The 18,392-nt window shown below is 66.5% G+C and carries 16 protein-coding genes; 4 read left to right on the top strand and 12 right to left on the bottom strand.

Annotation, left to right across the window (positions count from 1 at the left end; genetic code table 11):
* Positions 1 to 13: 13 nt before the first annotated feature.
* Positions 14 to 382, top strand: coding sequence for a response regulator (locus QTI24_RS23760; protein WP_286603792.1), 369 nt, complete (start codon positions 14 to 16; stop codon positions 380 to 382).
* 40 nt (positions 383 to 422) lie between these two features.
* Entirely contained in the window at positions 423 to 2,150 is a 1,728-nt protein-coding gene (locus QTI24_RS23755; RefSeq protein ID WP_286603791.1) for an esterase/lipase family protein, read from the top strand.
* A 35-nt stretch (positions 2,151 to 2,185) separates the two neighbouring features.
* Here QTI24_RS23755 and QTI24_RS23750 read toward each other — a convergent pair whose 3' ends face one another.
* The 11 genes from QTI24_RS23750 to QTI24_RS23700 all read right to left on the bottom strand — a co-directional run bounded on the left by QTI24_RS23750 (position 2,186) and on the right by QTI24_RS23700 (position 14,848).
* Positions 2,186 to 3,400, bottom strand: a complete 1,215-nt coding sequence (locus tag QTI24_RS23750) for a PP2C family protein-serine/threonine phosphatase (RefSeq protein ID WP_286603790.1) — start codon at positions 3,398 to 3,400, stop codon at positions 2,186 to 2,188.
* Positions 3,401 to 3,414: 14 nt separating this feature from the next.
* Positions 3,415 to 3,909: a Rab family GTPase gene (locus QTI24_RS23745; RefSeq protein ID WP_286603789.1), complete on the bottom strand. Its 495-nt coding sequence runs from the start codon at positions 3,907 to 3,909 to the stop codon at positions 3,415 to 3,417.
* Between the two features lie 2 nt (positions 3,910 to 3,911).
* On the bottom strand, positions 3,912 to 5,771 hold the full coding sequence (locus QTI24_RS23740) for an OmpA family protein (RefSeq protein WP_286603788.1): 1,860 nt from the start codon (positions 5,769 to 5,771) through the stop codon (positions 3,912 to 3,914).
* A gap of 58 nt (positions 5,772 to 5,829) precedes the next feature.
* The gene (locus QTI24_RS23735) at positions 5,830 to 6,456 is read right to left on the bottom strand and encodes a hypothetical protein (protein WP_286603787.1); all 627 of its coding nucleotides are present in this window, start codon (positions 6,454 to 6,456) and stop codon (positions 5,830 to 5,832) included.
* Positions 6,457 to 6,502: 46 nt separating this feature from the next.
* Positions 6,503 to 6,940 carry an ATP-binding protein gene (locus tag QTI24_RS23730; protein ID WP_286603786.1) on the bottom strand — a complete coding sequence of 146 codons (438 nt, stop codon included), beginning with the start codon at positions 6,938 to 6,940 and terminating at the stop codon, positions 6,503 to 6,505.
* Positions 6,940 to 7,296, bottom strand: a complete 357-nt coding sequence (locus QTI24_RS23725) for an STAS domain-containing protein (protein ID WP_286569115.1) — start codon at positions 7,294 to 7,296, stop codon at positions 6,940 to 6,942. The genes QTI24_RS23730 and QTI24_RS23725 overlap by 1 nt, the downstream gene beginning before the upstream one ends.
* 210 nt (positions 7,297 to 7,506) lie before the next feature.
* Positions 7,507 to 11,805: a GAF domain-containing protein gene (locus QTI24_RS23720; RefSeq protein ID WP_286603785.1), complete on the bottom strand. Its 4,299-nt coding sequence runs from the start codon at positions 11,803 to 11,805 to the stop codon at positions 7,507 to 7,509.
* A gap of 121 nt (positions 11,806 to 11,926) precedes the next feature.
* Positions 11,927 to 12,964: an L-idonate 5-dehydrogenase gene (locus QTI24_RS23715; protein ID WP_286603783.1), complete on the bottom strand. Its 1,038-nt coding sequence runs from the start codon at positions 12,962 to 12,964 to the stop codon at positions 11,927 to 11,929.
* A gap of 8 nt (positions 12,965 to 12,972) precedes the next feature.
* Positions 12,973 to 13,746 (bottom strand): glucose 1-dehydrogenase, encoded by a 774-nt coding sequence (locus QTI24_RS23710; RefSeq protein ID WP_286603782.1) that lies wholly within the window; start codon positions 13,744 to 13,746, stop codon positions 12,973 to 12,975.
* A 24-nt stretch (positions 13,747 to 13,770) separates the two neighbouring features.
* A complete protein-coding gene (locus QTI24_RS23705; protein ID WP_286603781.1) occupies positions 13,771 to 14,439 on the bottom strand; it encodes an alpha/beta hydrolase family protein in 669 nt (222 codons plus the stop codon).
* 22 nt (positions 14,440 to 14,461) lie between these two features.
* Complete coding sequence (locus QTI24_RS23700) at positions 14,462 to 14,848, bottom strand: DUF1090 family protein (RefSeq protein ID WP_286603779.1); 387 nt, start codon at positions 14,846 to 14,848, stop codon at positions 14,462 to 14,464.
* A gap of 72 nt (positions 14,849 to 14,920) precedes the next feature.
* On the opposite strand from QTI24_RS23700, the gene QTI24_RS23695 reads away from it, so the two are divergent.
* The gene (locus QTI24_RS23695) at positions 14,921 to 15,841 is read left to right on the top strand and encodes a hypothetical protein (protein ID WP_286603778.1); all 921 of its coding nucleotides are present in this window, start codon (positions 14,921 to 14,923) and stop codon (positions 15,839 to 15,841) included.
* Positions 15,842 to 15,905: 64 nt separating this feature from the next.
* Complete coding sequence (locus QTI24_RS23690) at positions 15,906 to 16,763, top strand: aldo/keto reductase (RefSeq protein WP_286603777.1); 858 nt, start codon at positions 15,906 to 15,908, stop codon at positions 16,761 to 16,763.
* A 123-nt stretch (positions 16,764 to 16,886) separates the two neighbouring features.
* Here the strand turns inward: QTI24_RS23690 and QTI24_RS23685 are convergent, their stop codons facing one another.
* Positions 16,887 to 18,371 (bottom strand): nucleobase:cation symporter-2 family protein, encoded by a 1,485-nt coding sequence (locus QTI24_RS23685; protein ID WP_286603776.1) that lies wholly within the window; start codon positions 18,369 to 18,371, stop codon positions 16,887 to 16,889.
* Positions 18,372 to 18,392 lie beyond the last annotated feature (21 nt).

Genomic DNA, 18,392 nt, shown 5'->3' with positions numbered 1-18,392 from the left:
AACGCCTGAAGCCATGTCCACCATCGTCCACGTCTTCGGTTTCAAGCCGGATGAGCGCGTGTGGATCGAATCGGCACTCGGGCGAAGCGTCGAGTCCGTGGCCTTCGTGGATGACGGCGAAGCGTTGCTTTCCAGTGTGCCGGGCGCTGCGGGCCACTGCCTGATCGCGTCGGCCGATGTCGACGGGGCGGCAACGCTCAAGCTGGTGCGTGACTTGAGGAACCGCGGCGCGGCGCTGCCGGTGATCGTGCTGGGTCCGCATACCGCATTTCGCACCGCCATCGACATCGCGCGACTCGACGCGACCGACTTCCTGGAACGACCGGTGAGCGTGCGCCAGTTGCGATCGGCCGTGCGACGCGCGTGCATGGATGCCAAGTGAGGAAGGACGAATCTAGGCTGGAACCACCGGGGAGATCGACATGCCCGAAGTGAAGTCATCGGTGCCTGAGCCCCTCAAGTACCCGGTCATCTATGTCAGGGGCTTCGCGTTCAGCGCCGACGAGCGCGACGACACCGCCGCGGACCCTTACTGCGGCTTCAACGTGGGCTCCACCGTGTATCGCGCAACTGCGGACAAGGAAAAGCCGAAGTCCTACTTTTTCGAGTCTCCGCTGGTGCGCCTGTCATCCGAATACGGCTACCACGTCCTCTACAAGGACGGCATGGAGATCGTCGATCCGGCGTACGCAAGCGGCGAAGCGGGAAAGAAGCGGCTGGAAGAGGGCATTCCGATCGCATCGATCATCATCCATCGGTTCTACGACGCGGGGTCGAGGCTGCGTGGAACGGGGCAGACCTCCTCGATCGAAGACTACGCCAAGGAGTTGGCGAGCCTGATCGCCATGGTGCGGGAACTCGTGCGGCCCACGGCGCGCGCCGTGGCCAAGGCCGACGGGCGGAATGCGACGGACGAGGAACTGGACGCCGCATTCCGCTGCTATCTCGTGGCGCACTCCATGGGCGGGCTGGTGGTGCGAACGCTCATGCAGAACGACAGGAACGACGTACCCGAGCTCGAGATCGACGAGGTCAGGAGGATCTATCCGAAGGTGAGGGGCTGCGTCGCAAAGGTCTTCACCTATGGCACGCCGCACAACGGCATCGATTTCGCGGGCCTGAACGTCCCGGCATTGCCAGGCTTCCTGAAGGACGTAGGCACCTTCAATCGCGACACCATGAGGGCCTATCTCGACCAGGTGCCCATCGGCGGCAAGGTGAACTACCTTCCTGCCGACGTGATCCCGCCGCCATCGCATTGGTTCTCCATGATCGGGACCAACCGGATGGACTACGAAGTGGCAAAGGGCCTGTCCCGCACCTTCGTGGGCCGGGGAAGCGACGGACTCGTGCGCATCGACAACGCAACGCTCTGGTATCAAAAGGAAGGGGGCGGGAAGAAGACGGAGGAGCCGGTGGCCTGCGCCTATGCCTACCGCTCGCATTCCGGCTACTTCGGCATCGTCAACAGCGAAGAGGCCTACCAGAACCTGGTCCGCTTCCTGTTCGGGAACTTCAGGGTGGACCTCTGGCTGGACATCGAGGGAGTCACCTTGCCCGATGGCGTGCAGGCCGAGGAAAAAAAAGGGCGGAAGGTCGACGCCGTCTACCAGATCGAGCTGGTCGTATCGACGCACGGTAAGACGTGGTCGCTGAGCAGGCGAAAGGCGGAGGAAGACTCGCCCGCGTGCAGGACCTACCAGGGGTTGAAGGCCCAGGCGCCTGCTGTCGACCCGGTCCACCTTTCGACTGTCTTCATGATGAAGGCGGCCAAGGTGAAGGCGGACAAGCCGGGCATCTCCTACAGCGTCACGCTCGGCATCAGGGCTCCGGACTACGAAGTGGCCAAGGCGTTCTGGCCCGATGGTCACTTCGAAGGCGTCTCGCTGTTTCGCGATTCACTCATCGTGACCTTGTTCGACCCGGATGACCTGCGACAGCTGGATCCGAACCAGGGCCCCGCGAAGGACTGGATGGTGCGCTACACCTGGGCTGAGCACGGCGGCGCCGTGGACAAGCGCTTCACCCCGGTCGACATCACGCAGCCCATCGTCGTGGAGGTTTCCTTGCCCGCGCCCATTGCGGCCGTTGTGGCACGCAACGGCGCCGTGACAGCCAAGCTGAGGATGGAAGCCCGCGCCTGGCGATAAGGGGCGTGCCCGACGGCGCGCCAGCATCGCTGCGCTCAGAGCGCCATGCGAATGATGGTGAAGTCGTCCTCGAGCGCGCCGGGGCCATGCACGTCGCGCGCGCAGTCCAGCAGGCCATCCAGCTCGGACTGCCCCTCGCGCACCGGCCGCGTGAGCATCTCGGCGAAGGCGGCGTAGTCGAGCATCGAGCCATCCGGCCGGGTGATTTCGTAGGCGCCATCGCTGAAGACGAAGAGCCGGGCCGGCGAAGGCAGCACGCATTGCTCTTCCTGGTAGCGGGCCGCCGGGGAGATGCCGACGCACGGGCCCGATGCCGGCAAGGGTCGGCCATCGCCGATGGCATCGCAGGGGCCGCTCACGAGGATGGCCGGCGGGTGGCCGGCGGAGGCATAGCGAAGTCGACCGGTCGCACGGTGATAGACGCCGTACCAGACGGTACAGAACAGCTCGCCGTGGCTTTCCATCTGGTAGGCCAGATTGAGTGCGGCGAGGACCTCCGCGGGGTTGCGGAAGTCGGTGCGCGCCAATGCCTCCGAGCGAAGCGTGTCGGCGACCGCTACCGAGAGCAGGGCGGAGCCCACGCCATGGCCGCAGACGTCGATGAGATAGAGCGCGAAGTGCTCGTCGTCGATCCAGTGGTAGCCGAAGGAATCACCGCCCAGTTCGGTGGAAGGAACGAAGCGCCAGTCGACGGCCAAGGGCTCCGACACCGGCGCAGGCAGCATCGCGCGCACGTAGCGTTCGGCGTCGCGCAACTCTTGCTGCAGCCGGTCGTGGGTGAGCTGCAGGGTCTCGCGGGATGCGGCGAGTTCGCCGTGGGCGCGCGTGAGTTCCTGGTTGGCGGATTCGAGCTGTGCGATGAGCCGGGCCTCGCGCTGGCTCAGCAGGGTCATGTCATAGGCCTTCTGCTGCACCAGCCGGGCTTCTTCGTATTCCGCCGTCACGTCGAGCAGCAGGACCCATACGGTGCCGTCGTCCGCGAAGAAATGGATGTCCGCCACGCGGCCGCTGGGCATTTCCATGGAGCGGATGAGGAAGGGCGTTTCCACGAGCGGCAGCAGGCCTTCCAGGAAAGGAATCTGGTCGCTCGCGGGGCCGCCGGATTGCAGGCCGTCCAGGCCGTAGTGTTCGAGGTGTCCACCAGCCTGGACCAGGTTCTGCGCATCGTCGATGACCAGATGCGCAAGCACGCGCTGCGCATGCAGCAGCATCAGCAGCGAGTCGGAAATCCGCGGGGGCAGGTCGAGCATGACGGGATCGCCGACTAGCGCGCCAGTTGGGCCGCCAGTTCCGCGAAGGTCTCTTCGACGCCGTCGCCCGTCTTGGCGCTGGTGCGGCGAAAGGTCCAGCCCGCAGCCTCCAGCGTCGCGATGCGCTCGGGCGGGATCGCCCAGTCCTCCTGCAGGTCTGCCTTGTTGAGCAGGGCGAAGAACGGCACGGCGCCGATCTCGGCGTTGACGCGCGACTGGATCGAGGCCGCGGTGTCCAGCGTCTCGGGTCGCGTGCCGTCGACCACGAGCAGATAGCCCGCCGCGCCGCGCAGGTAGCTCACGCGCACGGCCGCGACCTCGTCCTCACCGGCGATGTCCCAGAGGATCAGCGCCACTTCTTCCGCGCCGACGGTCAGCACCTTCTTGTCGATCTTCACGCCCACCGTCGTCAGGTAGGCATCCGAGAAGATGGTGTGGACGTAACGGCGCACGAGGCTGGTCTTTCCCACGCCGAACGCGCCGAGCAGGCAGATTTTCTTTTGCATCATGGCTATTCGCCGGAACTGACGACGAAGGAAACGCGCCGGTTCATCGACAACTCGTCCTCGCTGGCGCCGGGCTTCAGCGGCTCCAACGGGCCGGCGCCGCGCACGGCGAGGAATGTCGGGTCCACGCCGCGCGTGCGCAGCATGGAGCGAACGACTTCCGCGCGCCCCAGGCTGAGGGCGAGGTTGGAGTTTTCCTTGCCGGTGGCATCGGCGTGCCCGACGATCGTGACCTTCACCGGGAATCCGAAGGTGCGCGACACCTGGATCAGCTCGCGCACTTCGGCGGCCACGGCGTCGAGCATGCCTTCCTGGTTGGGTGCGGGCCGCGCGACGTTGTTCTCGAAATGAATGAGGCGGGCCTGGATCGCGTCGTGCAGGCGGACGTATTCCGGATCCTGCACGTCCTGCAGTGCACTCAGATCAACCTTGGGCGCGCCGGCAGGCAGGGTCAGCAGGAAGGCACGCGCCTTGTCCATCCAGTAGGGGGTGGCGCTGCCCGTCGCGCGGACACCGCCCGCCTCCTGTGTGAGGGTGACCGTCGGCGGTGGGTTGAGGGTCGCCTGCAGCCGCTTCAGGATGATGGCCGGATGCAGCGCCTGGTAGGGCTCCCAGCGGCCGGCGACGCGCGACGGGTCCAGGCGTGTCTGCGCCAGCAAGCTTTCCGGCGGCGTGGCGAGCGGGTCGCGCAGTCCGGACACCAGCCACTTCCCGTCGCGGCGCTCCGAGCCTGTCACGACGATGCCGGGCTGGTCCTGCAGCGCCGCGATGTAGGCGTTGACGCGCTGGCGCTCGATGACCCGTTGCGTGATCCAGTAGCCCAGCGCCACCAGCAGCGCCAGCGGGATGGCCCAGAGCAGGGGCGAAACTTTCCTGCGGGACTCCGCGTCCTGCGACAACAGGCAGGGGCGCAGCCGTTCGGCGGTCTCTTCGAAGGGTGCGGTGTCGCCGTTGAACTCTTCGAGCGCCGTGCGCCATTGCTCGTGGACGGCGCCCAGCGTCTCCCCCAGCCGCGTGCGAATCATCGCAGGGGGATTGCCGTGGATCACCGCGGCGAGAAAGGCCTGCGGCCCTTCCTCACACCACAGGAGCAGATCGCCGAGGCGCAGGCTGTCGATGCTGCGGCCGCTGGTGCCGCCGGTGCCCGATTCATCGAAGGAATCGCGCACGAAATCCTGGATCGCGGAGAGCATTGCGGACACCAGCTGCGGGTCGCGTGTGGTCGCATCGTCGCGCGCGACGTGCGTGAGCAAGAGGCCCGTCTTGCGGTGGATCAGGAAGAGGTGTTCGACGCGGAAGACGGCCGTGTGCTGGAGCACCACTTCGCCAAAGGTGCTCCCGCTGCGCCAGGCCTCGATGCGCCATTTGAGGCCGCGCCATGAGAGGCTGTGCTTGAGCGCCTGGTTGACCGATTGCAGCGAGCCTTCGACGCTCTCCGCAATCGCCTTGCGGATCGCCGGCCCCATGACCGGGTACAGGATGTCCACCATGGTGCCCGGGTTCTTCTGAATCGACGCCTGGGCCGCGCGCTCGACGGTGGGAGCGATCGCATGGCCGAGTTGGGCGTCCTGTGCCGCCAGCGTGAAGGCGGCGGGCAGCACGGCGCCCACCGCACTGGCGAACTGACGCGGGTCATCCACCTTGTGCTGCAGCCTCGCGAGCGCCACCTGCTCGCGTTCGAACAGCACGCCGCGCATCGCCTCCAGCCGCGGATCTTCCTGCAGGCGGCTCGGGACTTTCGCGGCCACCTCCGGATCGACGCAGCGCGCCAACTCCAGCAGCAAGCTGGCGAGCCGCTGGTTCGGGTCTTCATCGGAAGCGCTGCCGGGCGCACTCGTCGCGGTCAGCGACAGGCGCGCGTTCACCGCGCCTCCGCTCCGGCGCGCGATCGGTCGAGTCGAGCTGTCGCGCCGGCAGCGCGCATCAGCCGCGCTCGATGCCGTTGCCGCCCTTGGGTGTGACGTCCTGGTTCAGGCATTTGGCGATCTCGACGAACAGGCCCGCGAGCAGGTTGCGATCGGTCTTGACGTTGCTGAGCTCGGCGAACATGCGCTCGGTGGTGGCGCGGCTGTCGTCCTGGCGCCGCTTGATGTCCTCGCGCAGCGCCTGGACCTCATGGCTCAGCCGGTCCGTGAACTCGCGCTCGTGCCGCGCGAGCTGCTCGGACACCTGGGCGAGGCGCTTCTCCAGCGCCTGCGTGTGATCGCGCAGGCTGCGCTCCAGCTCCTTGTCGGCATCGGAGCGCAGGTCCTTTTCCTCGCGGAACTGGCCGGCGACCGACTCGAGCTGCTTCTTCATCGTCGATTCGAGGCTGCCCAGGCTGCGGGTCGACTCCGCCTCCAGGTCGCGCAGCCTTTGCTGGAAGCGATCCTCGAGGATGGAAAAGCGCTTGTCGTAGTCCTGCATCTGGTTGCCGAACAACAATTCGCGCATCTTGTCGACGCCGGAGCTTTCGCCCGCGCCGTTGGGTTGGCCGGCGGCGAGCGCCGCCTGAGCCGCCAACGCGCTTTGCGCATCGATGGTGGGTGAGTTTTTGGCTGCCGTTCCCATTTGAGAAGTCTCCTCGGTGGTGATTGACGGGGTTGGTGAAAGTCGATCAGTGCGGCGGCGACGCCCGGAACAGGAGCGTCAGGCAATTGCGTCCGTCTTCGTGGCGGTAGCGCACGCCATCGGAGAAGTGGCGAACGATGGGAATGCCCCAGCCGCCGATGCGCGCGTCCTGAAGTTTGGTGGGCCGAGGCGGCTCGGGGACCTGCCTCGGATCGAACTCGCCGCCCTCGTCCTCGACGTCCAAGGCCACGTCCTCGCCTTGCCAACCCAGGTGCAGAAAGATGCGCTGCGCGCCTTCGCTGCAGGCGTAGGTCATGATGTTCGTGAGCACCTCGACGGAGCAGAGATCAAGGTTCTGCGCGACCCGTGCCGGAAGGTGCTGATGCTCGGCCCAGTCGTGCACCCAGGCGCTGACGCGCGGGAGTTCGCGCAGCTCGCTGCCGACGATCAGGGATGCCTGCGGCTCCCCGTCGATGGAGGACATCAGCGACTTTCGGCTGCCGCCATCAGCGCGCTGCAGGCGGTATCGACATCGGGGTAGACAGGAATGATCGTGTCGATCCCTGCCATCTTGAGCACCTCAGCCACCAAGGGCTGAGGGTTCGCGAGCGCCATCACGCCACCGCGCGAGGACTGGGCCCTCGCATTGATGACAAGGGTGCGAATACCAATGGATGCCAGAAAGGACACCTCGGACATATCGACCACGGCAAGAAGCTTTCGGGTGGCGACGAGTGCGGCGAAGCGCATATCGATGTCATGGCCGCCGATGCTGTCCATGCGTCCGACCAGACTGATCTTCTCGACGCCGTCGGCCAGTTGCTCGCTTCTCAGGTCCATACGTTCTCCGCAATCGATATCGATGGGGTCCGAAGTGGTTCTTGCTGCAAGAACTGTCTCGTTTGTGAGTTGTTCTTGTTTCTAAAACCAAACAAGATCGTCTTACGAGCAACAGATAGAACCTTTTTCTAGCTTACGCCCAAATTGAGGGCGCGTCGACAAATCGTCCTACACCGAAATGTGGATGCGTCCGATGGTCGGATCGACCGTTCAGCGATCTTTGCGCGCAGGCACGTTGTGCAGGGCCTCGACCAGGCGGTCGACGCGGATCGGCTTGGTCAGATAGTCGTCCATGCCCGCCGCGAGGCACATCTCCTGGTCGCCCTGCATTGCATTGGCGGTCATCGCCACGATGCGCGGGCGCTGCGCCGGCGCCAGCAGCGTGCAGATCTGGCGCGTGGCGTCGAGCCCGTCGAGTTCGGGCATCTGTACGTCCATCAGCACCACGTCGTAGGTCTGGCGCTGCACCGACTCGACGGCTTCGATGCCGTTGGATGCGAGGTCCGCGCGATAGCCCATCTGCTGCAGCAGGCGCATCGCGAGCTTCTGGTTCACCGCGTTGTCTTCGGCCAGCAGAATGCGCAGCGGATGGTGCGTGGCCATTGCCGGATCGATCTGCGGCTTGGCCGCAACGCTCGGTGCGGGCCGTGCAGCCGGCTCGTGTGCCAGCAGGTTAACGAGTGTGTCAAAAAGTTGTGACTGGTGAATCGGCTTCGACAGGTAAGCGTTGAACAGCGATTCGGCATCGCCCGCTTCGCGCCGCCCCAGCGAACTGAAGAGCACGAGCGGCAGCGTCTTGTCGTTCACGCGGATGCGCCGCGCCAGATCGACGCCATCCATCTCCGGCATGTGCATGTCGAGAATGGCGATGTCATAGCGCTCGCCCTGTTCGAGCCAGCGAAGGGCTTCGGCAGGCGATTCGGTGTCGCGTGAATCCATGCCCCATCGGCCGGTCTGGAGCGTGAGCACGCGGCGGTTGGTGGCGTTGTCGTCGACGACGAGCACGCGCTTTTCCTGCAGGTCGACCTGCACGCCGGTGACGGCGGGGCGCCTGCTCGGCGGCGTGTCCGCGATCTGCGCATCGATGGTGAAGAAGAAGGTCGAGCCGGTGCCCGGACCATCGCTCTCGACCCACATCGTCCCGCCCATCAGTTCGGTCAGCCGCTTGCTGATGGCCAGTCCCAGGCCGGTGCCGCCGTACTTGCGCGTGGTGCTGGAGTCGGCCTGCGAGAAGGACTGGAACAACCGGCTCATGCCCTGGGGCGACAAGCCGATGCCGGTGTCCCGCACCGCAAAGGTCAGTGCGACCTTGCATGCGGAGACGGGCTCCGCGCTCACGGTCAACACGACCTCGCCGGCCTCGGTGAACTTCACCGCATTGCTCAACAGGTTCAGCAGGATCTGCCGCAGGCGCGTCAGGTCGCCGTTCACGCCCACCGGAACCTCGCCTTCGAAAACGTAGGCGATGTCGAGGTGCTTCTCGGTTGCGCGGGAGCTGACGAGGTCGAGTGCCGACTCCACGCACTCGCGCAGGTCGAAGGGGTGCTCCTCGATGTCCATGCGGCCCGCCTCGATCTTGGAGTAGTCGAGGATGTCGTTGATGAGCGTCAGCAGCGCATCGCCCGAATCGCGGATGGTCGAGACATAGTCCTGCTGCTCGGCGTCGAGCGGCGTGTCGAGCAGCAGGCCGCTCATGCCGATCACCGCGTTCATCGGTGTGCGGATCTCGTGGCTCATCGTCGCGAGGAAGGCGCTCTTGGCCTCGTTCGTGGCCTCGGCGGCAGCGCGGGCTTCCTTGGTCTCGTTGAACAGGCGCGCGTTCTGGATGGCGATCACGGCCTGGTCGGCGAAGGTTTCGAGCAGCCTGATTTCCTTGTCGGCAAAGGGCCCCGGCGGCTGGCGCGCGACGTGGATCGAGCCGATGTAGCGGCCCTCCCAGGTCAGCGGGGCAATCAGGACCCCGTAGTCGCCGATCTGCTCGGCGACCTCGCGCATGAACAAGGGAAGCTGCGGCTCGGCGAGCGCATCCGGAATGTGGACGACCTCGGGGCCGGCCATGGCATCTCCGATGGGCGAATGGTCGATGGGCCGGGGATAGAAGCGCTCGAGCGTTTCGCGGGCGGAGCCGCGATGCGCGCCCAGGTGGACCAACCCGTCGTCGCCGATCAGCGAAATGCCGAGCTGGGTGCCGGAGAACAGGCGCTGGCAGCTCTCCAGGATCTTGTTGAACACGGGCTGCGCGTTCTCCATCGATTCGCTGATGACCTGCAGCACGTCCGCCGTCGCGGTCTGGCGTTCGAGCGCCTCACGGGTTTCGTGGATCAGCCGCACGTTCTCGATCGCGAGCACGGCCTGGTCGGCGAAGAGCTGGAGCAGGTCGATCTGGCGTTGGGGCGTTTCGCCGGGCGCGGGCCAGGCGGTGGTGATCGCGCCGATCGGCACGCCGTCCTTGAGCATGGGCGCGCAGATCATCCGGCGCCGGTTGCCGCTGTTCGCCAGCCGGCGGTCGTAGGTTGGGTCGGACCACGCGTCCTCGATGCTCAGGGGCCTCCGCTCCAATATGACGCGGCCGTTCAGCTGGCGCGGGTCCGGCGGCGCGGGCCACACGGTGCGCGCTGCCTCCAGCGCCTCCGGGGACCAGTTGCGGGTCGCGGCCAGATGAACCATGCGGCCGTCGAAGCTGAAGATCGCGGAAGCCGGGCCCTCGAACAACCACATGGTGCAGTCCAGGATGGCCTCGAACACCGGCATCACGTCGGTGCGTGATTCACTGATGACGCGCAGCACGTCGCTGACGGCGGTCTGGTATTCGAGCGACTCGGTCAACTCGGCGGTGCGGACCTCGACCTTGCTCAGCGCCGCCTGTGTCTCGTTGAATAGCTGCGCGTTCTGGATCGCGATGACGGCCTGGTCGGCGAAGGTCTTGAGCAGCGCGCGCTCACCGGGCCGGAACGGACCGACCTTGGTGCGCTGCATGCTCAGGATGCCGATGCCACGGCCTTCCCAGATCAGCGGTGCGGAAAGGTTCGCGAAGCTCATGCCCGCCACCTCGGCATTGCGCCGCAGTACCAGCGGCGCCGCGGGGTCGTCGAGCACGTCGGCGAACTCCACGAGATCGCCCGTGCGGAACGAGAGCTCAGCCGATGTACCCGAGATCGGCATGGGGTAGTTCGACTTCATCGACGCTCTGATTTCGGCCAGCCGTTCCTCGCTGATCGCCGCGCGTCCGGCGGCCGTCATCACCCACCGCGTGAGCGCGAGCTGCCCTTGGTCGTCGACCATCATCAGGGCGAAAGAACTGACGTCGAACAGCCGCTCGCAGCACTCGAGGATCTTGTCGAACACGGGGCCGGGGTCGGCCACGGAACTGCCGATGACCTTCAGCACCTCGGCGGCGGCGGTCTGGTGCGCGAGCGCCTCGTGCATCTCGCGGCCGTGGCGCTGCGTCTCGTCGAAGAGGCGTGCGTTTTCGAGCGCGAGGCCCATGTTCGCGGCCACGGTTTCGAGCAGGCGGATCTCGTGCGGGCCGAACGCATATTCGCGCTCGTGGTTCTGCAGCGCGATGATGCCGAGGGCGCGGTCGCTGCCGATGATCGGCACGGCGGCGATCGAATGCGCCCAGTCGGTTCCCGGCGCGGGATGGAGGCCGACGCGGGTCTGCTCCTCGCGAGTGTTCGCGACGCCGATCTTGCGTTCGAGCAGTATGCGTACCAAGGGTTCGCCCGGCTTCAACGGGCGTGCCGGCGGAAGCGGCAGGGGCCGGTTGTGCTCGTAGCGGTACAGCACCTGCACGAGGTTGGTCTTGTCGTCCCACCACACGATGTTCAGGTCGCCGGAGCCGAACAGCTCGCGCAGCCTGTCGCCCACGAGGTCGACGATGGCCTGAAAGCCCAGCTTGGCTGCCATGCCCTGTTGGATGCCGTTCACGAGCGTCAATTCTTCGGCGCGCTGCATGCGCTCGCTCTTGCAATCGGACAGCTCGCGCTGAAGGCCTTCGCTCATACGGGTGTGGGCCAGGGCGCCGGCGGCCTGGCGCGCCAGTGTTGCGAGCAGGTCGCGATGCACCTGCTCGAAGCGATCGAATCTGCCTTCGATGTCGGCGTAGAGGTAGCCGATCAGTTCCCGCTGCGCGACCAGCGGTGCGATCAGGCAGGAGCGCTGTTCGGCCTCGGCCGCACCCTCGGGCCCGTGCCGCAGGCTCGGCTTGCGGGTGCGGCGGGTTTCGTCGAGCCATGGCGCGATGGCGCGGAGCAGGTCGCCGGCGTCTTCGGCGGGCGGGAGCATCGCGCCCGCATGGAGCAGGCCGCTTTCGGTGTCGAGCACCAGCAGCACGCGCTGGGCGCCGATGAGTTGGGTGGCTTCGTCGACCAGGAGGTCGCACACCTCGCCGGTGCTTCGCAGTTCGTTCAGCCGCACACCGGCGTCGGCTAGCCGCTCGAACGGGTCGCGCAATGGGCTGCCCGCACGCGGCGCGTGCTTCGACAGGGGTCGAGACCGGGACTCAGCCATGGGCATTTGCCTTCAGCGATCAGCGGGTTGATGCGCGATCGGCGCGCGCCACGGCGTGGAGTCTAGCGGTGAAGGGGCAATCTCTGCACGCGGGCGCTCGCCCCGCTGGGCATTGGCCCGCTCAATCGAAGTTCAGCAACACCTTCATCGCCTGCGACCGGTCCGCCGCCAGGGCGAAGGCGCGCGCCGAATCGCGGTACGACAGCGTCGCCGAGATCAGAGGCTTGACGTCCACCAGCCCCTTGTTGAGCAACTCCACCGCGACCGCGAATTCCTCGTGGAAGCGGAAGGCGCCGCGCAGGTCGAACTCCTTGGCGACGATCGTGTTGATCGGCAGCTGGATCTCGCCACCGGCCAACCCGAGCTGCACGATGATGCCTCGCGGGCGCAGCGCCTCGAAGGCGCCGACCAGGGCCCGCGGGTTGCCGCTGGCCTCGAGCAGCACGTCGAAGCTGCCCTTGTCGGCCGTGAAGCGCCGGAGGCCCTCGGGCTCTTCGGCCACGTTGATCACCTCGTCGGCCCCGACCTTCAGCGCCTTGTCGAGCGTGAGGGTACCGACGTCGGTGGCCACGATGTGGGCGGCGCCCGCGCGGCGAGCCGCAATGATCGCCAGTGCGCCGATCGGCCCGCAGCCGGTCACCAGCACGCGCCGGCCCAGCAGCGGCCCCGCGCGCCGCACCGCGTGCAGCGCCACCGACAAGGGCTCGGCCATCGAGCCCTCGCCATCGCTGAGCGAATCCGCGAGCTTGTGCGCCTGGTGCGTCTCGACCACGATCTGCTGGCGGAACGCCCCCTGCACGTGCGGCGTGCGCATCGCGCTGCCGTAGTAGCGCATGTCCAGGCAGTGGTTCTGCAGACCTTGCTGGCAGTAGCGGCACAGGCCGCACGGCCGGCTCGGGCTGATCGCGATGCGCTCGCCGGCTTGGAAGCCCGTGACGGCCGAACCCACCGCCTCGATCATCCCGGCCACCTCGTGGCCCAGCACCATCGGCTGCTGGATGCGCACGGTGCCGAAGCCGCCATGCTGGTAGTAGTGCAGGTCCGAGCCGCAGATGCCGCCGCAGCGCACGCGCACCTGCAGCTGGTCCGCGCCGAGCTCGGCGGTCTCGATCTCCTCGACGCGCAGGTCGCCGGGGGCGTGGATGACAAGTGCTTCCATGGTCTCTCTCAAAGGGTTGCGGTCACGCCGCCATCGACGTACAGGATGTGGCCGTTGACGAAGTTGGAGGCGTCGCTCGCCAGGAACACGGCCGCGCCCACCAGGTCTTCCACATCGCCCCAGCGCCGCGAGGGCGTGCGCCCGACCAGCCACTTGGTGAACTCCTCGTTGTTGACGAGCGCCTCGGTCAGCTCGGTCTTGAAGTAGCCGGGCCCGAGCCCGTTGACCTGGATGCCGTGCTGGCCCCAGTCGATGGCCATGCCCTTGGTCAGCATCTTCACTGCGCCCTTGCTGGCGGTGTAGGGCGCAATCCCGGGTCGGCCCAACTCGCTTTGCACCGAGCAGATGTTGACGATCTTGCCGCGCCCGCGCGGAATCATGCGCTGCGCCACCGCCTTGCCGACGAGGAACACGCTGTCCACGTTGGTCTTCATCAATTCGTGCCAGTGGGCTTCCTCGAACTGGTCGAGCGGCCCGCGGCGCTGCATGCCGGCGTTGTTGACGAGGATGTCGATGGCACCGATGTCGGCTTCGATGCGTGCCACTGCGGCGTTCACCGCATCACCCGAGGTCACGTCGAAGGCGGCGGTCAGCACCTGCAGGCCCTCGCTGCGCAACACCTCGGCAGCGCCTTCGAGCTTCGCCGCGTTGCGCGCGTTGAGGATCACGCGGGCGCCGGCACCGGCGAGGCCGCGCGCGAGCGCGAAGCCGATGCCGGCACTCGATCCGGTGATGAGCGCGGTGCGCCCGGTGAGGTCGAACTTCTTGAGGATGGATTGCAACAGGAGCTCCAGCAGTGAAAGAGTTCAGGAAGAAAGCCCGGCCGCCCATCGGGCCACACCGTCGAGGACTTCGGTCAGCACCTCGTCATCATCGCGCCCCGAGCGCTTGAGGACGTGGAAGGAATGGTCCGCATGCTCAATCACCATCAGCGTGGCGCGCGAGTCCAGTTTCGCGACGACCGGGCGAAGGTGCTCCAGGTCCGCCAGCTTGTCCTGCGTGCCCTGGACGAAGAGCATCGGTATCTGCACTTTGGAAAGATGGTCCGCGCGCGAAGTCGCGGGCACGCCGGAGGGGTGCAGGGGAAAGCCGAGGAAAACCAGGCCTTCGACCCGGGGCAGCGGCTCGATTGCCTGCGCCTGAGAGGTCATGCGGGCACCGAAGGACTTGCCGCCGGCCAGCAGGGGCATCGGCCCGAACATCTGCGCCGCGTACGCCACCGCCGCGCGAACCGCGGCGTGGGCTGTGGGCGGCAGGTCCGGGCGCTTCTTGCCGAGTTCCATGTAGGGGAACTGATAGCGCAAAGTGGCGATGCTGCGTTGGGCCAGGCCATTGGCCACGGCAGTCATGAACGCATGGTCCATGCCCGCGCCAGCTCCGTGAGCGAACACGTAGCAGGCGCTCGGGTTCGGCGGGGCCTGCACGATGCCCGAGACGCTCAGGTCATCGTTGATTCGGATCGAGACTTTCTGCATGTCGGGTCCAGTGTCGTGCGGATCAGTTGAGGCGGGCTTCCTTCAGGCGCTGGAGTTCCGCCTGCTCCTCGGCGAGTTTGCTCCGGCGGCGCGCGATCTTCTCGGCGCTGGCGTTGCGTTCGGCTTCCCTCAGCTCGCGTTCCCTCGCGGCGACCTTCTTCTCCTGCTGCGCGACACGACGCTGATGCTCGGCCTGCAGCTTCTCGTCGCTGCAGTTGCGGTTGACCTCCTTCAGCGCGCGCTCCAGGCCCCGGACCCGCTGCTTCTGGCCCTTGGCCTTGGCATCGTCGAGGTCGCGGCTGATGGCCTCGTGCTTGGCGCGACAGGTTCCGCCCGGTGCCGCTTGCGCAGCGGCCCCGAAAGACGATGAGGCGAGCGCTGCGGCCAACAGGAAAGTCGGGATCTTCATGAATGCTCCGTGTGCGGGGTGCCGAAGCCTCCATCATGAATAATGGAAGTTCTGTAACAAGGAGTTTCAAACGTGACTTTGAGGATCCCTCCCACTGGCGTCGCCATCGCAGCCGCCGTGACGGTCTTGCTCGCTGGCTGTGCCGCACAGCACGCGCCTTCCGCGGGTGCTGGACCCGCTCCCGCGCCGGCGCCCGCCCCGGCAGCGCCCGTTGCCGACACCATCGCCCGCAAGGGTCCGGCCGCCATGACCTACGGAGAAATCACCCAGACGGTGAGCGACGGCGCCGCCAAGGCGAAGAAGGCGCTCGTCGGAAAGGTCGTGGCGTTGAACCTCACGAAGGCCTCGACGAAGGGTCTCCCGGCGGGCTTGTACGAAGTCCAGGCGGATGACGACACCTATTTCCGTTGCAAGGCCTCGGCTTCGGGATTCAAGGGTGGGGAAGTCACGGCCAAGGTCAGCAACTACAGCTTCACGCAGAAGACCAACCGGTCGGTCGTCGAACTCGATCGCTGCGCGGTGACCGTGGCCGAAGCAAGCGCCCCGGTGGTCGCAGCAGCGCCTGCACCGGCCGCGGCTCCCGCGTCTGCACCTGCCGTTGCAAAGGGCGGTGCCAAGCCCGGCATGGACAGCCAGGGCAATGTGATCGACTCCACCAAGGTGGAGGCAGGCAGCGGACGCACCGTCAAGGGCATGAACGACTACGAGGGCGAGATCACCGGCAACCCGGCCAGGAACTCGAAGTTCACGCAACTGCAGATCGGCATGTCGTGGAAGCAGGTGGTGGACCTCGCCGGTGAGCCCACGGACAGCGGTGCCTACATGACGGGCAAGGCGTGGATCCCGTTCTACTTCGGCGGCGACCGCCATCGCCTGGAGATGACCTACAAGGGCCAGGGCCGCCTGATCTTCGCGGGCGGCAGCCTGGGCAACGTGTCCGGCGGCAACTTGATCTGGATCATCCACAACCCGAACGAAACCGGCTACCGTTGATTGGGCGCGCTAGCATCCTCGTCTGGCAGGCGACCCAGCCTGCCTTCCAGCACAAGGATGTGTGATGCGATACCTCGATCTTCCCGGCGGTTCGTCGATCCCTACGCTGGGCCTCGGCACCTGGCACGTGGGTGAAGCCGCCGGGGACCGCAAGGCCGAAGTGGCCGCGGTGCGCGCCGCCATCGACATGGGCTACCGGCTCATCGACACCGCCGAGATGTACGGCGAGGGCGGTGCCGAGGAAGTCGTCGGCCAGTCCGTGGCCGACGCTCTTCGCGCCGGCGACGTCCGGCGCGAAGACCTCTTCATCGTCAGCAAGGTCTACCCCCACAACGCAAGCCGCAAGGGCACCCCCGCGGCCTGCGATCGGAGCCTGTCGCGCCTGGGCCTCGACCAGATCGATCTCTACCTCCTGCATTGGCGCGGCGAGCACCCGTTGACCGAGACATGCGACGCTCTGCGCGCACTGGTCGCGAAAGGCCGCATCCGCCATTGGGGCGTCAGCAATTTCGACATCGACGACATGGAAGAACTCGCCACCGTCTCCGGCGACGTAGCGGGCTGCGCGGCAAACCAGGTCTATTTCTCCGTCAGCGAACGCGGCCCCGAGTTCAGCCTGTTGTCCTGGCTACGAGAAAGCGGAATGCCCCTGATGGCCTACAGCCCCATCAACCAGGGCGCACTGGCCACGGACGCAGGCCTCTTGAAGATCGCGCAGCGCCTCGGCGTCACCGCCGCGCAAGTCGCGCTCGCATGGGTACTGTCGCGACCGGGCGTTGTCGCCATACCGAAGGCCGTGCGGGAAGCCCATCTCCGGCAAAACCTCGCGGCCGCCGACCTGGAACTGAGCCCGGACGACCTCGCGGAAATCGACCTCCTACACCCACCCCCGCGCCGCAAGAGTCCCCTGGCAATGATCTAACCCGGCCGCAAAGCCAGCCCCTTTCGTGAACACCGCGGAACCGGCTTCGCCGGGCCGCAGGTGTTGCCCCCGGCAGGGGGCGGGCGGCTACACGAAGTGAGCAAGCCTGGGGGCGAGCAACAGTCAATGCGCTTCGGCCTGCTTGGCCGCAGCGATGATCGCCGTCTCGTCGTGCTTCGCGCCATTGAGGAACAGGTTGAGCAGCACCGCACTGATCGACGCCAGCAGGATGCCCGATTCCACCAGCGAGTGGATCGCGTGCGGCATCCACTGCTTGAAGTTGGGTGCGATCAGCGGAATCATGCCGATGCCGATCGACACCGCGACGATCATCGCGTTGTGGCGGTTGCCCTTGAAGTCCACGCCGGAGAGGATCCGGATGCCGGTGGCGGCCACCATGCCGAACATCACCAGGCCCGCGCCGCCCAGCACCACCGTGGGCAGCGATTCGACCAGCGCCGCCATCTTCGGCAACAAGCCAAGCACGATCAGGATCACGCCACCGGCCACGCAGACGAAGCGGCTCTTGATGCCCGTCACCGCCACCAGCCCCACGTTCTGCGAGAAGCTTGTGTAGGGGAAGGTGTTGAAAACGCCGCCGATCAGCGTGCCGAGACCGTCGGTGCGCAGGCCGCGGGCCAGGTCCTGCTGCGTGATCTTGCGGTCGGTCATCTCGCCGAGGGCCAGGAACATGCCGGTCGACTCGATCATCACCACGATCATGATCAGCGACATCGTGAGGATCAGGATCGGGTCGAACTGCGGCATGCCGAAGTGGAAGGGCATCACCACGTCGAACCACTCGGCCTTGCCGACCTTCTCGAAGGTCATGAAGCCGAAGATCGTCGCGACGACCGCGCCGATCACGATGCCCAGCAGCACCGAGATGTTGGCGATGAAGCCCTTGGCGTACTTGACGATCACCAGGATCGACACCAGCACCAGCGCGGCGATGCCGAGTCCGCCGAGGTCGGCGTACTTGGGGTTGGGCACCGAGGGCACGATCGACAGCCCCTTGGGCACGGGCGGCACCGAGGAGCCCGGCGAGGTCACCTCGGCCAGCCACTTCGCATAGACCGGATCGACCAGCGCCGGTGCGGTGGGCCCGACCGGGTTGCCGAAGATCCAGTTGATGCCCACGCGCATCAGGCTGATGCCGATGACCGCGATGATCGTGCCCGTGACCACCGGCGGAAAGAAGCGCAGCATGCGCGACACCATTGGCGCGATCAATATCGAGATGATGCCGGCGCCGATGATCGCGCCGAACAGCAGTTGCGCGCCGGCCTGGCCCGGGTTTGCGTTGGCGATCGCGACCATCGGCGCGACCGAGGCGAAGGTCACGCCCATCATCACCGGCAGCTTGATGCCGAACCACTGCGTGGCGCCGAGCGCCTGGATCAGCGTGGCGACGCCGCAGCAGAACAGGTCGGCGGAGATCAGCAGCGCAACCTCCTGTGGACTGAGCTTGAGCGCGCGGCCGACGATCAGCGGCACGGCGACCGCACCGGCGTACATCACCAGCACGTGCTGCAGGCCAAGAGCCGTGAGCTTGCCTGCCGGCAGGCGCTGGTCGACCGGGTGGATGGAAGGCGAGGCAGCCGTCATTGCGTGATCTCCTGATGCGTC

Source organism: Variovorax sp. J22P240 (genome assembly GCF_030316855.1).
GTDB lineage: Bacteria > Pseudomonadota > Gammaproteobacteria > Burkholderiales > Burkholderiaceae_C > Variovorax.
The sequence above is the reverse complement of the archived record's forward strand: the minus strand, read 5'-3'. Positions and strand labels throughout refer to the sequence as shown.

What these genes read in the sequence shown, in the direction of transcription:
- QTI24_RS23755 (WP_286603791.1), top strand. Translation starts at nt 423, where the DNA reads ATGCCCGAAGTGAAGTCATCGGTGCCTGAGCCCCTCAAGTACCCGGTC.
- QTI24_RS23735 (WP_286603787.1), bottom strand. Translation starts at nt 6,456, where the DNA reads ATGGGAACGGCAGCCAAAAACTCACCCACCATCGATGCGCAAAGCGCG.
- QTI24_RS23690 (WP_286603777.1), top strand. Translation starts at nt 15,906, where the DNA reads ATGCGATACCTCGATCTTCCCGGCGGTTCGTCGATCCCTACGCTGGGC.
- QTI24_RS23730 (WP_286603786.1), bottom strand. Translation starts at nt 6,940, where the DNA reads ATGTCCTCCATCGACGGGGAGCCGCAGGCATCCCTGATCGTCGGCAGC.
- QTI24_RS23685 (WP_286603776.1), bottom strand. Translation starts at nt 18,371, where the DNA reads ATGACGGCTGCCTCGCCTTCCATCCACCCGGTCGACCAGCGCCTGCCG.
- QTI24_RS23750 (WP_286603790.1), bottom strand. Translation starts at nt 3,400, where the DNA reads ATGCTCGACCTGCCCCCGCGGATTTCCGACTCGCTGCTGATGCTGCTG.
- QTI24_RS23745 (WP_286603789.1), bottom strand. Translation starts at nt 3,909, where the DNA reads ATGATGCAAAAGAAAATCTGCCTGCTCGGCGCGTTCGGCGTGGGAAAG.
- QTI24_RS23705 (WP_286603781.1), bottom strand. Translation starts at nt 14,439, where the DNA reads ATGCAGAAAGTCTCGATCCGAATCAACGATGACCTGAGCGTCTCGGGC.
- QTI24_RS23715 (WP_286603783.1), bottom strand. Translation starts at nt 12,964, where the DNA reads ATGGAAGCACTTGTCATCCACGCCCCCGGCGACCTGCGCGTCGAGGAG.
- QTI24_RS23725 (WP_286569115.1), bottom strand. Translation starts at nt 7,296, where the DNA reads ATGGACCTGAGAAGCGAGCAACTGGCCGACGGCGTCGAGAAGATCAGT.
- QTI24_RS23720 (WP_286603785.1), bottom strand. Translation starts at nt 11,805, where the DNA reads ATGGCTGAGTCCCGGTCTCGACCCCTGTCGAAGCACGCGCCGCGTGCG.
- QTI24_RS23760 (WP_286603792.1), top strand. Translation starts at nt 14, where the DNA reads ATGTCCACCATCGTCCACGTCTTCGGTTTCAAGCCGGATGAGCGCGTG.
- QTI24_RS23700 (WP_286603779.1), bottom strand. Translation starts at nt 14,848, where the DNA reads ATGAAGATCCCGACTTTCCTGTTGGCCGCAGCGCTCGCCTCATCGTCT.